Source organism: Sorangium sp. So ce362, from assembly GCF_051519845.1.
In the GTDB taxonomy this organism is placed as follows: Bacteria; Myxococcota_A; Polyangia; order Polyangiales; family Polyangiaceae; genus Sorangium.
Genome location: NZ_CP150332.1, coordinates 3,905,324 through 3,918,037 on the forward strand (window position 1 = coordinate 3,905,324; position 12,714 = coordinate 3,918,037).

7 protein-coding genes are annotated in these 12,714 nt (G+C 72.7%); 5 read left to right on the forward strand and 2 right to left on the reverse strand.

What is annotated here, in order from left to right; genetic code table 11:
* Positions 1-7 precede the first annotated feature (7 nt).
* Positions 8-1,630 (reverse strand): hypothetical protein, encoded by a 1,623-nt coding sequence (locus tag WMF17_RS15295; protein ID WP_437650143.1) that lies wholly within the window; start codon positions 1,628-1,630, stop codon positions 8-10.
* Between the two features lie 176 nt (positions 1,631-1,806).
* On the opposite strand from WMF17_RS15295, the gene WMF17_RS15300 reads away from it, so the two are divergent.
* The 5 genes from WMF17_RS15300 to WMF17_RS15320 all read left to right on the forward strand — a co-directional run bounded on the left by WMF17_RS15300 (position 1,807) and on the right by WMF17_RS15320 (position 11,074).
* Entirely contained in the window at positions 1,807-2,391 is a 585-nt protein-coding gene (locus WMF17_RS15300) for a gluconate 2-dehydrogenase subunit 3 family protein (protein ID WP_437650145.1), read from the forward strand.
* Entirely contained in the window at positions 2,388-4,034 is a 1,647-nt protein-coding gene (locus WMF17_RS15305) for a GMC family oxidoreductase (RefSeq protein ID WP_437650147.1), read from the forward strand. The genes WMF17_RS15300 and WMF17_RS15305 overlap by 4 nt, the downstream gene beginning before the upstream one ends.
* Before the next feature lie 218 nt (positions 4,035-4,252).
* A complete protein-coding gene (locus WMF17_RS15310) occupies positions 4,253-6,073 on the forward strand; it encodes a sigma 54-interacting transcriptional regulator (protein ID WP_437650149.1) in 1,821 nt (606 codons plus the stop codon).
* A gap of 358 nt (positions 6,074-6,431) precedes the next feature.
* Positions 6,432-7,757 (forward strand): zinc-ribbon domain-containing protein, encoded by a 1,326-nt coding sequence (locus WMF17_RS15315; protein WP_437602812.1) that lies wholly within the window; start codon positions 6,432-6,434, stop codon positions 7,755-7,757.
* 221 nt (positions 7,758-7,978) lie between these two features.
* On the forward strand, positions 7,979-11,074 hold the full coding sequence (locus WMF17_RS15320) for a hypothetical protein (protein ID WP_437650151.1): 3,096 nt from the start codon (positions 7,979-7,981) through the stop codon (positions 11,072-11,074).
* A 3-nt stretch (positions 11,075-11,077) separates the two neighbouring features.
* On the opposite strand, the gene WMF17_RS15325 is transcribed toward WMF17_RS15320, so the two are convergent.
* Entirely contained in the window at positions 11,078-12,652 is a 1,575-nt protein-coding gene (locus tag WMF17_RS15325) for a hypothetical protein (RefSeq protein ID WP_437602814.1), read from the reverse strand.
* Between the last annotated feature and the right edge of the window lie 62 nt (positions 12,653-12,714).

Consider the following 12,714-nt stretch of genomic DNA (forward strand, 5'->3'; position numbering starts at 1 on the left):
TCGATCGTCAGGGGTACGACGTCTTCCCGTAGATGCACCAGGCGCCGCCCTTCTTCAGGGCGATGGCCTGGCGGAGCTTGTAGTCCTTCTTGAACCTGGGATCGCCGTACGAGGCGCGCGAGGAGGGCACCGTCGGACTCTTGCAGTCGGCCCCGGAGGCGATGATCACGAAGTAGCGCGGGTTCTTGGCGAAGAGCGCGTCGGTGTAGCCGGTCCCCACCTTGTGCGTGTACCCGCCCGGCAGGCGCGAGACCTCGGGGCTGAGCAGCCCGAGCATGTCGACGACCGGGAAGCCCGTGCGGTACCCGATGTAGCCGATGTCGGCGACCGCGATGGGGCCGGGCTCCCCCTTCTGGACGAGCCAGTCGGCCGTGCGCCCGGCCGCGTCGTCCCAGAAGCCCTTGTCGTTGACGAGGAGGTTCCGCTGGGCCCGCACCAGCTCTCCGGTGCGGGTCGCCAGCGTGATCGCGCCGAACGCGGCGATCGCGAGCGACGCTGCCCGCTCGCGGCGCGCGGCGATCGCGCGGATCGCGTCGTCGGCGAGCAGGAACGCGAACGGCTCCGCGGGGGCCAGGAACCGGAAGTACGGCATCCAGTCGCCGCCCACGAAGACGACGTACACGCCGAAGAGCAGCGCGATCGACGCGAGCGCGAGGCCGCTCCGGCGCCGGTGGACGATGGACGAGGCGACCGAGAGGAGCCCGAGCCAGAGGAAGGTGCCGGCGTGCTGCGCGTACTTGCGGACGTAGTCGCTGCCGCCCTGGATCTGATGCGAGAAATTGCCGGTCTTCGCGGCGAGCGTGTTCGGGAGCCACTCGCCGTAATAGCTGTGCCGCCAGAGCAGGTGCGCGGCGACCGGGAGCGCGAAGGTGAGCAGGCGGAGCACGCTCCGCCGCGAGAACGCCTGCTCCGCGTGCCAGACGACGAGCAACCCGAGGAATAGCGGCGCCTCCGGGCGGGTCAGCGCGGCGAGCGCGAACACCGCGCCGGACCAGGGGAAGGCGAGCGCGGGCCGAGGTGCGCCGCCGGAGGCGGCGGCGTCCTCTTCGCGGAAGAAGAGCTCGGTCCCGCCGAGCGTGAGCAGGAGGAAGAGCGGCGTCTCCAGCCCGAACACCGCGTAGCCGGAGAAGAGGATGCTCGTCGCGAGGAGCCACGTCGCGAGGCAGGGGACGTTCGAGAACGGGCGCAGCCGCTGCGAGAGGAGGTAGGTGGGGACGAGGGCGCCGCAGGCGCAGGCGGCGCCGAGCACCTTCGCGGCGGCCTCCGGCGTCGCGCCGACCTTCACCGCCGCGGCGAGGAGCACCGTCCAGAGGAAGTTCGTGTAGCCCTCGACGCGCTCGCCCACGTTGTAGACGAGCCCGTTTCCGTTCGCGAGGTTCTCCGCGTACCGGAAGGAGATGTACGCGTCGTCGATCGTGAAGCTCGCGACGCGCAGCGCCGCCACGAGCGTGATCAGCATCGGCACGGCCAGCCCGAGCGTGAGCTGCAGCCAGGCGGGGAGGGGAGCGCCGGCGAGCCACGTCCGCAGGTCGCGCGCCGGCGAGGTGTGGCGCTCCTCTTCCATTTCCATCGGCACCTCGCCTCCTGCCTCTTCGCTCATGTCCACGGCGCTCTTCGGCTCTTCGCTCATCGGGCGCCGACCATACCGCGACTGTCACAGCCGCAACGTCGGGCTGCGTAAATCAGGACAGGACGGTGTGCGAACACCCCGACGCAGCGCGAACGAAATTGCGCACTCTGGGCGTCGGACTACGCTGTCGAGGCAGCCAGGCGATGGCTTCCCGCTGGGAAGGAAGGAGTCGAGTGATGAGCGAGCTCGTTGCGCATCTGCCCGTGATCTGTCTCGTCATTGCCCTCGCGGCGCTCGCCGCCGCCGTGGGCCTCGCCCGCCGGGCTTCGCCCCCCGGGGCGCGCTCCCGCGCGCTCTCCGTGAGGGAGCGGGCCATCGTGGCTGCCTGCGCCGACGCGCTCTTTCCCGCCGGCGGCCCGATCCCGGTCTCCGGCACCGAGGCGGGGCTTGTCGAGTACATCGAGCACTACGTCGCCCGCACGCCGCGGCCTCTGCGGCCGTACATGCGGCTGCTCTTCCACTTCGTCGAGCTCTCGCCCTGGGTCTTCGGGCCGCGCCGCGCCCGCTTCACGCGCCTCCCGCAGGCCGATCGCATCGCGGTGCTCGCGTCGATGTCGCAGAGCTGCATCTACCTCCGGCGGGTCACGTTCCTCTCGCTCCGGACGATGCTCTCGATGGGCTACCTCGCGAACGAGAAGGTCGCCCGCGCGATCGGCGTCGCCTGCTGCGCCACGCCCTTCGAGCGCCGCGCCGCCACGCGCGCGTCGGGAGAGCCGGTCGCCGTGAAGCCCCCGTCGCTCGCGCCGGGGGTGACGGCATGAAGCTACCCGCCCCTCAGGAGCCGCCGCGCTCCGCGCACCCCGATCGCGGCGACAAGCGCCTGCTCTCCGGGGCCACGCTCCGCTCGAGGGCCGAGGTGGAGCCGCTCCCGCCCGTCGAGCCGCGCTCCCAGGTGAAGGTGTTCGCCGACTACGACGGCGAGGTGCAGGCCTCGTGCGAGGTGCTCGTCGTCGGGTCGGGGCCGGGCGGGGCGGTCGTCGCCAAGGAGCTCGCCGAGGCGGGGCGCGACGTGATCCTCGTGGAGGAAGGCCCGCCGTTCGGGGTGGAGGATTTCCGGCAGGAGGCGGGCGAGTCGCTGGCGCGCACGCTGCGCGAGGGCGGGATGCGAGCGGCCCGGGGGCGCATGCTCATCCCGACCATGCAGGCGATCGCGCTCGGCGGCGGCTCGGTCGTCAACTCGGCGATCTGCGCGCGCTCGCCCGCCTGGGTGTTCGACAAGTGGGCGGAGCGAGCGGGGACGGCGGCGATCACGCTCGACGCGCTGCTGCCCCACTACCAGCGCGTCGAGCGCCTGCTCGGCGTCTCGCCGACGCCAGTGGAGGTGCAGGGCGAGCGCAACCTGCGCTTCAAGCGCGGCTGCGACGCGCTGGGGCTGTCGAGCGAGCCGACCCACCGCAACGTGCGCGGCTGCCGCGGCTCGGGCGAGTGCTTCACCGGGTGCCGCAACCGCGCGAAGATGTCGACCGACATCTCGTACGTCCCGGCCGCGATCCGGGCAGGCGCGCGCGTGTTCACCAGCGTCCGCGCCGAGCACCTGCTCGTCTCGGGCAGGCGGGCCGCCGGGATGCGCGGTCGCACCATCGAGCCCTTCACGTGGCGCGAGGGCGCGCCCGTCGAGATCCGGGCGAAGCTCGTCGTGCTCGCCGCGGGCTGCATGGCCACGCCGCTGATCCTGCTCCGCAGCGGCGCCGCCAACTCGAGCGGCCACGTGGGCAACGAGCTGCAGCTCCACCCGGGGCTCGCCATCATGGCGGTGTTCCCGGATCCCACCGATCCGTGGGAGGGCGCGACCCAGGGCTATCATTCGCTCCACTTCCTCGAGCAGGGCATCAAGCTCGAGGTCCTCTGGTCGCCCCCCGCCGTGCTTGCCGCGCGGTTCCCCGGGTTCGGGTACGACTACCAGCGTCACCTCCGGACCTACAACCGGATGGCGCCGTTCGACGTGATCATCGCGGCCGAGCAGTCGCGCGGGACGGTCCGTCCGAAGCGCGGCAGCTGGGATCCCGATGTGCGGTTCGACTACGCACCGCGCGACGTCGAGAAGATCCAGCGCGGTCTGGGCATCCTGTCCGACATCTGCTGGGCGGCCGGGGCCGCGTCGATCCTGCCCGGGCTGCACGGCGTCCCCGACGAGCTGACGTCGCCGGAGGAAGCCGAGATCTTGAAGAGCAAGCGGCTCGACGGGCGCGACACGATCACCGCGGCGAACCACGCCTTCGGCACGGCGCGGATGTCGCGGAGGCCGCGGGACGGGGTCGTCGACGAGGAGGGGCGCTGCCACGACCTCGACAACGTTTACGTCGCCGACACGAGCATCTTTCCTGGAAGTCCTGCCGTGAACCCGATGCTCACGTGCATGGCGCTGGCCGATCGCATCGCGTACGGCATCATCGAGCGCTGGTGATGCGCGCGGCGGCGTGTCACCACAGGAGTCAGCGATCCGGGGGCGTCGCGTCCGTTGCGCAGGAACGACATGTCACGGACGGCATGTGAGGGGGGCCTTGCACCCGAGAAGGAGGCAACTCCCGAGTTGATGAGGGGCCCGCGCGAGCTACAAGTTTAACGGCACGTTTCATAACGCACGGGGCCGAGCCGTCCGTCCGCCGAGCTGGGAGGGAAGCTTTGGGACCGAACGCAGTTTCTGCTGCAATTCCGCGCGGACAGGCGCGCTCGCCGCACCGGAGCCACAGCCACCACGGCCGGGTGCTCCTCGTCGAGGATGAGCCTGACCAGGCAGCCATCCTCGAGGCGGTGCTGCGCCATGAAGGGCTCGACGTGGTCGTCGCGTCGAGCGGCGAGCAGGCGCTCGAGATCCATCAGCGGACGCCGGCTGACGTGCTCGTCACGGATCTCAACCTGCCCGGGATGACGGGCGTCGATCTCATGCGCCGGCTCTCGCCGAGCGAGCTCGATGGCCCCGAGCCGAAGGCGCCGCCGCCCCACGTGGTCATGGTCACCGGCGCCGCGTCGATCACGAGCGCCGTCGACGCCCTCAAGCTGGGAGCGGCTGACTACCTGCAGAAGCCGCTCGATCCCGCCCGCCTCGTGCTGCTCGTGCGCGAGCTGCTCTCGTCGCCGCCGACCGAGTTCGACGACGACGATCCCCTCCACGGGCAGCTCGTGTTCGAGGGGATGATCGGTGGCTCGACGCGGATGCGGGAGGTCTTCACCCGCATCGATCGCGTCGCCGCGACGATGGCGCCCGTGCTGATCGTCGGCGAGAGCGGCACGGGCAAAGAGCTCGTCGCGCGCGCCATCCACAACCGGAGCCGCCGTCGCGCCGGCCCGTTCGTACCGGTGCACACCGGGGCGATCCCGCGCGAGCTCATCGGCAGCGAGCTCTTCGGTCACGAGAAGGGCTCGTTTACCGGCGCGTTCGCGGCCGCGGAGGGCAAGTTCGAGGCGGCGGCCGGCGGCACCGTCTTCCTCGACGAGGTGGGCACGATGGACGCTGCCGTGCAGGTCAGCCTCCTCCGCGTGCTCGAGACGTACCGGTTCACCCGCGTCGGCGGCCGCAAGGAGATCGAGGCCGACGTGCGCGTCGTCGCCGCGACGAACAAGGATCTGCTCGACCTCGTCGACGACTGCGTCTTCCGCGAGGACCTCTACTACCGGCTCAACGTGTTCACGGTGACGCTGCCGCCGCTGCGCGAGCGCCGGGACGACATCCTGCCGATCGCCGAGCGCTTCCTGCTCAAGTTCGCCAAGCGCTACGGCACCCCGGCCCGCCGCCTCTCGGACGCCGCCGTCGAGCGGCTGACGGAGCACGACTGGCCGGGCAACGTCCGCGAGCTGCGCAACGTCATCGAGCAGACCGCGCTCTTCGCGTCGAACGAGCTGGTCTCGGCGAACGACGTCCAGCTCGGCCAGGGCCGGATCGAGCGGCGGTCTGCCCGGCGTTCTTACGACAGCATCTCGACGGGGAGGGCCGCGGCGCCGGTCGTCCATCCCGAGCCGGCCGAGCCGCTGTCGGTGCCGATCGTCCACGTGTCCGACATGGCGGTCCCCTCCGAGCCGGCGCCATCGCACGTCGTCACAGCGCCGCCTGCGCCGCCCTCCACGGGCCCTGCCTCGCTCCCGCGGAGGCCGCAGGGGGAGGCGGGCGTGCACGAGGCCGAGCCGCCCCGGGACGCCGGTGAGGCGGCGGAGCACCCGCTCGTGCTGCGCCTCCCGGTCGGCACGCGCCTGGCCGACGCGGAGCGCAAGCTCATCCTCCTGACCCTCGAGGCCGTGCGCGGCAACAAGCAGCGCGCGGCGCGCGTGCTCGGGATCAGCCGCCGCGGCCTGTACTCGAAGCTGCAGGCGTACGGGGAGCACGTGGGCAGCCACGAGGCCCAGGGGCCGAGCGAGAGCGTCGAGCCGCAGGACCCGGTCGACGATGTGCCGGTCGTGGCCGACGAGCCCAGCCTCGACGAGCTCGGCTCCGTGCGCGGCGACGCCTGAACGGGGATCTCTCGCCGCGCCGTCCTGCCGTACGGCAGCACTCCAGCCCTGCCGGACCCCGGCACCGCTGGGTGTGAGCCAGATCCCCACCGAGCACCGGCGTTTGAGGCGCTCCGCACGGCGGCTGGTCTCACTCCAGGCGCCGGCCTGCGGGCTCCTACGATGCGTCCCGACAACGGTTACGTCGGCGGCTCGTCCCTTTGTGCTTTACGAAGGGACGACGACCTCGGCTATCGTAAAGCGGAGCTGCGAGATCAGACGCGCGACTGGCACGTCAGAGAGCGGGCCACCGGCGCGGCATCAAGGTAAACTCTACGCGACGCCTCGCCGGCACCACACCCCTGCGGGCCAGCCCCCAATGAAGATCACCTGCCAGTCCTGTCAGTCGAAATACACCGTCTCGGACGAGAAGGTCCAAGGCAGAACCGTCAAGATCAAGTGCCGCAAATGCGGCGCCACGATCCTCGTGAACAGCTCGGGCGTGACGACCAGCGGCGGGGTCGCCGATCCGGTCTCCGGCACGAGCATTCCGGCCGACGGGACCACGTACCTGGTCAACGTGGCGGATGGCGATCAACGCTCGATGACGGTGGCCGAGATCGTCGCCAGCTATCAGGCGGGGACGATCAACGCCGAGACGTACATCTGGGCGGACGGGATGGCCGACTGGCAGCCGCTCGGCCAGGTCGACACGATCGTCGCGGCGCTGCACGCTGGCAGCGCCCCGGCCTCCGTGGCCGCGCAGGACTCGGCGCCCGTGCAGTCGCAGTCCGTGCCCAGCGCCGCCGCGCCGGTCGGTCCGACGTCCCCGGGGGTCGAGGCGGTCGCGGCGGCCGCTCCTCGCGCGGCGGCGGTGCGCCGCGATCCGGCGCGCCCGACGCAGGACCTCTTCGGCGCGAGCCCGGGGCCCGAGGCGCACCGGCCCAGCTCCGACGACGTGGCCACGAGCGCTCCGCTCTTCAAGAGCGGCGCTGCTCCTGGCCAGCGCGACGAGAACTCGATGCTGTTCTCGCTGAGCGCCCTCACGGCGAAGGCCGCCCCTGCTCCGGCACGGGCGGCCGTCAGCGCCTCGGACGACTCCGGCCTCATCGACCTGAAGGCCCTCGCCTCGGGGGCCGGCGTCCGAGCGCCGTCGCCGGTCGCGAGCATCGTCGCCAGCGACGGCGGCCTGTTCCAGCTCAGCGCGCCCATCGTGACCACGGCGCGGGCGCCGTCCGTCGCGCCGCCGACCGTCGATGCCCCTGCCAAGAACCGGGCGCCGATCATCATCGGCGCCGGCATCGCGATCGCGGGCATCGCGATCGCAGGCGTCTTCCTCCTGATGAAGGGCGGCGGCGAAGCGCCGGCGCCCACCGCTGCCGAGATCACGCCGCCCGTGGCGGCGGCCCCGGCGACGACGGCGCCCCCCGAGCCCGAGCCGCCGCCGGCGCCCACCGCGACGGCGATCGCGAGCGCCACGGCGGAGCCGGTCGCGACCGCGGCGCCGACCGCCGCCCCGGCGGCAGCGGGCGCGCGCGCGGGATCGAGGCCGGCGCGTCCGGCGAGCGGCAGCACCGGGGGCAAGGCGCAGCAGTCCGGCGCGGCCTCTCCCACGCCCGCCGCCCCGGCCCCGAAGCGCGGCGGCTGCGGGTGCGCGGTGGGCGATCTGATGTGCGCGATGCAGTGCTCCGCCAAGGGCAAGTGAACGCGCGGGGGCCTGTCGTCAGGCCCCGCTGTGATCCGGAGCGCCTCGCCGGGTGAGCGGCGCTCCTGCGGCTGGCGACTCGCCAGCGCTGGCCGCGCGAGACGCGATCGCCGCGAGCCGACGGACCAGACCACGCACGAGATGAGCCGTGGCTGCCTCCGTCGAGCGGACGGCAGCAAGAACGGTGCGGCGCCCCGGGGGGCGCGCTAGCATCGTCCGTCATGACCGAGCCCGACGGGCGGCTGCACGCGCCGATTCCTCGGTGGACGCCGCGCGCTGCGCCGCTCCTCGCGATGACGCTGCTCCTCGGCGTGAGCGCTGCAGGGTGCGGCGGACAGGCGGCGATCGCGTCGGCCGGAGGGCAGGCGTCGAGCGATCACGGCGGCGCTGCGCAGGCGTCGCTCTCGGCGCCGGGCGGCCTAGCCGCGCGGGGGGCGCTCGTGACGATGGTCACGCCGTCGCTGCTGCTCCCGGATCTCGTCGGAGAGCGCGGCGTGGTGGCCAGCGAGGCAGGGGCCAAGCGGGTGCTCATCGATCGCATGCGCGTCATCGCGCGCGACGATGGATCGCTCGAACGCGCCGCTGACCTGTTGCCGTCGGGTCAGGTCACCGCGCTCAAGCTCCCGACGCGGCTCGGCGGCGGTTACCTGTTCTACGCGTCGAACCGCGGGAGCGCGCAGCTCTGGCGAGCTCAGTCGTGGCTCGCCCCGCTCGAGCCGCTCGTCCAGCTGCCGTCGGAGGCGAACGAGATCATCGCGGGGTTCGATCGCCTCTATGCCCGGCTCTCGCACAGCCATCGGCTCTTCGCGATCGACGCGCAGACGGGCGCGGCGATGCCGCTCGGCCCGCTTCCGCCGGCGAGCGCCTACGGCCAGCTCGCGTTCGCCGACGGCTGGCGCGCCGTGGTCGAGGCCGATCTGCGCGGCCTGCTCGTCACCTTCGACGCCGGGGCCACGTGGCGTGAGGTCGAGATCGACGCGCGGCCGACCTCCGTGAGCATCATCGGCGGCGACCCGGCCGTGATGACGGCGAACGGGTTCTACTCGGTCGATGCCCGCGGCGGCGTGACGTATCGGACCCTCGATGCGTCGGACGATGTGCAGGAGCCCCCGGCGCGCGCCCAGGGGCCGTTCGGGCGGCGCGCGCTGCGCACCGCGGTCGAGGACGGGTGGCCCGAATCGAGCTCGACCGCGGTGGTGGCGCGCGGCGGCGCCCTCGCGCGCGTGTCGCTGCGCGATGGGTCGGTCGTGGACGTCGCGCCCGACGCCTACCCCGAGCGCGAGGCGACGTGCCATGCGATCCGCACCGGCGCATCGTTCGGCTTCGTCTGCGGCGAGCGCGAGGGGCCGACGACGCTCTACGCCTTCCAGCCGCCGCTCGGCATGCGCCGGCTGATGCGCTTCGACAAGCCTCGCTTCGTGGCCTCGAGCGGCAACGGCGCGCTGGTGATCCGCGGCTCGTGCGGTGAGGACGGCGATGTGCGGGACGGCCGCGCGTACTGCATCGTCGCCGCCGAGGGAGGCGCCCGCGAGATCCACGTCCGCGCGCCCGCGCGAGACATCGGCATCGAGCGTGTCGTCGCGCTCGCGGACGGCCGGGTCGCCGTCCTCTCGCCGCCTCGTCCCGGCGTGTCGGGGCAGCTCACGCTGCTGAAGGGGAGCGACGTTACGGCCGTCCCCTTGATCTTTCCGACCAAGCCCCGCAGCACGGTCCGCGACCTGCAGCGCGGCATGTGGCTGGAGGGGTTCGAGGAGCGGGAGCCTGGCGTGCTCGGCGGCTGGGTGGAGGCCGGCGGTCCGATCGTGGGCGTCCGGATCGACGTGAAGAGCGGCAACGTGACCGCCGGCGCGCCGCGCCAGGACGGTACGGGCGCGCTCCTGTCAGGACGGTTCGCGCTCTCCCTGGGAGAGGGCGAGCTCGCCGCCGAGTCGACGGACGGCGGCATGACGTGGCGCTCGATCGAGGTGCCGGAGCGCGACGACGACAGGGCGGCGTCCCGGACGCGCGCGTGCGGCCCTGTCGGCTGCGTCTTCAAGGGCTGGATCCGGGTCGGCTGGGGGAAGACGACGGTGCCGGACGATCTCGCCGAAGCGAAGCCGCCGCCGGTGCTTCAGACGCCGCTCCGCGCGGGGAGCCCGATCGGGATGCGCTGCGAGGCGCTCGGCTCCTCGACCCCGCCGCTGCCGGACAGGCCGTCGGCCGCGCGCGCCGCGCCCGCCGTGCGGCCAGCGCCGTCGGCCGCGCGCTCGGTGTCCAAGGCGACGGCGGCTTCCGCGTGGGCTCCGTTCCGCAACACCCCGCCGCCCGCGCTCGGGGCGGATGAGATCGGCTTCGACAACGGAGCCCCGTACGACATCGTGACGATGCGCGCCTACGCGTGGGGCAAGCGGGGCGCTGACTGGGCGCGCGCTGGGCGATGGCTCATCCGCTTCGATGACCGCTTCGACCCGGAGGGCGGGGTGCGCTCCAGCGGCGTGAGCGCCTCACCGTGGTCGGATGAGGCGTCGGCCGCCGAGGCGCTCGGGGTGGCGAACTACGGGGCTGCCTCCTGGGGCGCGTACCTCGATCCCGGCGGACGGGCTGCGTTGACCCACGTGTGTCGGGGCGCTGGATGCAACCTGTTCGCCGTCTCCGAGGGGCTGTCGGTCCTTCCGTTTCGCGACAGCGCCGGCCGCGCCGGCAATTTCCTCCGGCCGTTCCCGAACGGCGCCGTCCGGCTCGGCGAGACCTGGTTCTTCGTGACGCCCGGCGGCTCGTACGAAGCCGTGGCGCTGTGGCGCGCCGATCTCGGGATCGCGCGGCAGCTGGCGACCTACCATCGCCCTGGGCGCACGAGCTACGGCGTCGATCCGCCGCGCCTCGTCCGGCGTGTGCTGGGCGGCGGCGTCGGCCTGCTCATCTCGACGGCCCCGGACCCTGGCGTGCGCGCCGGCTCCTGGCACGTGCTCCCGATCGATCGCGACACGGGCGCGCTCGGCGAGGCGGTGCCGCTCGGCCGCAAGGATCTCGTGGGCACGCCGCTCGACCGCTGTCATCCGGGTCAGGACGGCTGGCTGCTCGACACCAGCCTGGAGGGCTCGCCGAGCTTCGATCTCGGCGGCAGCTATCCGTCCGTCGATGGCGCCGAGTTCCGGCTTCGCCTGGATCCCGGCAGCGCGTGCGTCGAGGCGATGTCGGTGAGGCTGCAGGGCACCTTCTCGAAGGCGCCCGAGAAGCAGCTCGATATCGCCGCCGGGGCGATCCCGCTCGCGGCGACCGAGCGGACGACGGGCCGGAGGTGGCGGCTGCGCTGCGAGCCGAAGGACGCTGCCAGGTGAGCGTTAGTTTGCGATGGCGTCGGTGGAGACCGCGTTCACCTGCCCCTCGACGCTCACCTCCTCGCCGTCTCCGTAGCGGATGGTTCCGAGCCAGTCTGCCGTCCAGGCGATCGGCGCCGCGGCGCTGTTGACCTGCGCCGGCCCCGAGGCGTTCACGACGATCTCGCCGATCAGCCCGGCGGTCTCCGAGGCGTCCATGCCCTCGCGCCAGAGGAGCTTGAGCCCGCCTGCGCAGAGCATCGCCATGCAGTCGCTGTTGCAGCCGGCGTAGCCGCCGAGCAGCTCGCCGAGCGCCGAGCATTCCGCTCCGTCGGCGAGCGCCGCAGGGACGGACTCCGCCGTCGTCTCCGCTGCAGCCCCGAGCCCGGCCGCGCCGCCGATGTAACCGCTCGGCACCCACGAGAGCGTCCCGGCGAGGCGGAGCACATCGCCGGGATCCGCTGTCCACGACATGAGCTGCTCTGGCGGTACGCCCGCGCTGTCGGCGGTGACGCTGCCGAGCCAGCTCGCCTCGAAGAGCGCGCTTCCCGGCATTTCTTCCAGCCCGCTCAGATGGCCGTCGATCGCGAGCGGCGTATCCGCGAGCCCGGCGCGGGCCCATGCACGACACCTGTTGCGCAGGGGGATCGGGAGCGCGGCGAGGTGCGCCTGCGCCGCCGCGTCCCAGCCGCGCTCGACCCGCTGCGCAGCGAACGCACCTGCCTGCACCGACGGCGCCGCGCGCTGCATGGCGTCGAGCAGGGACGCGGCTTCCGCGCCGGCGGGCAAAAAGGCGTCGAGCAGCTGCTCGGTCGCCGCCTCGAGCAACGCGTTCAGCCCATCGTCCGTCACGAGCGTCAGCTTCGTGTTCAGGTGCGTCGCCGCCAGGTGGATGGGCAGGTCCCTGATCGGGACGTACACGTCACGCGCGGACCCGGCTTGCAGCTCCCGCTCGCCCACGCATCCCCACATGATCCGACCGCTGTGGAGCGCGATGGTGAGGCTCGGCCCCACAGGAGCGCCCTCGACGACGACCGGCTCGTCCGGACCGCCGTGCGCCACGAGCGCACCGATGGGCGCCTGGGGCGCTGCGGTTGCGAGCTCCTCGCATGTGGACTCGGCGACAACGCTCGCGGTCCAGCTCTTCGCGACGCGCGTGCCCTGGTAAACCGGGATGACGCGCAGCGTGCCGAAGCCCTCCGCGCTCACCGACACGCCGAGTTCGGCGGCCGGGCCATCCTTCGTGGCGGCGCGGAGTCGAAACGTGCTCCCCAGGTTCGAGGCGTGGAGCTGGACCGAGGCCCTGCCGTTGGCGTCCGCGATGGCCGTGGTGCGGTCGACCCACGCGCCCGCGGCCTCGCCGAGGAGGGTGAAGCTGATCTCGTAGGGCGCGGGCGGCTTGCCCCGGATCCAGAGCGTGCGCAGCTCCCCCGGCACGAGCTGAAGCGTCCCTTGCTGCTCGAACGCCAGCGTTCCCGGTCGAGGGACATCCGTGGGAACATCGGCGTCCTCTGCCGACCCGTCGGTCAGACGAAGCGAGCAGGACGCCAGTCCGACCATAAAAATCCGGAGCGCCCAGTGTTTCGAAGGCAAGTTCACCCGTGGAGTGTACCTCGCACCTCCCCCGGCGGAAAGCCGAGGGCCGAGCGCACGGCGGCTCA